The organism is Pseudomonas sp. EL_65y_Pfl1_R83, from assembly GCF_963970695.1.
GTDB classification, from domain to species: domain Bacteria; phylum Pseudomonadota; class Gammaproteobacteria; order Pseudomonadales; family Pseudomonadaceae; genus Aquipseudomonas; species Aquipseudomonas tritici.
In genome coordinates this window covers 1-620 of sequence record NZ_CAXAQI010000123.1, presented here as the reverse complement: position 1 = coordinate 620, position 620 = coordinate 1, and the positions used below count along the sequence as shown (strand labels likewise).

Here is a 620-nt window from a genome sequence, read left to right as displayed (position 1 = left end):
CGCGCCGACGGTATAGCTGACGATGCGCGGCACGGTGCCGAACGGCGTCGTCTGTCCCTGCGGGCTGATCAGCGAAATCTGGCTGCCGACCACCGCCCCCAATTGGTCGGCCAGGCCCGATCCGATCGCAATCACGCCGCTGCCCGGCTTCAACGACGCGAGCGAACCCATCACCACCTTGCTGCCGATGGTCTTGTTGCTGCGAATGTCCGACACCTGCATCCCGCGCAGAAATATGCCTTCGACGCGGCCGTTATAGGTGGTCATCAGCGGCTGCTCGATCATCGGCGTGGCGCTGGTCACGCCCGGCGTCTTGTCGGCCAGCGCGACGATGTCGCGCCAGTCGCGCAACTGCCCGGCATAGCCCTGCACCACGGCATGGCCGTTGAGCCCGACGATCTTGTCGAACAGTTCGGCGCGGAAGCCGTTCATCACGCTCATCACGATGACAAGCGCGGCGACGCCGAGCATCACGGCGACGAGACTGATGCCAGCGACGAGGAAGATGAACCCCTCGCCTTTGCCGGGCAGCAGATAGCGCCGGGCGATCATGCGTTCATAGCGGGAGAGGATCATGGGGCCCGCTCTACGGCGCACATGCCGCGCTGGCAACTGTTGCC

General features: G+C 65.3%; 1 protein-coding gene. It reads right to left on the bottom strand.

Annotated features, from left to right (window positions below):
* A partial coding sequence (locus AACY08_RS27970) for an ABC transporter permease (protein ID WP_339472340.1) occupies positions 1-576 on the bottom strand: 576 nt, incomplete at its 3' end.
* Positions 577-620 lie beyond the last annotated feature (44 nt).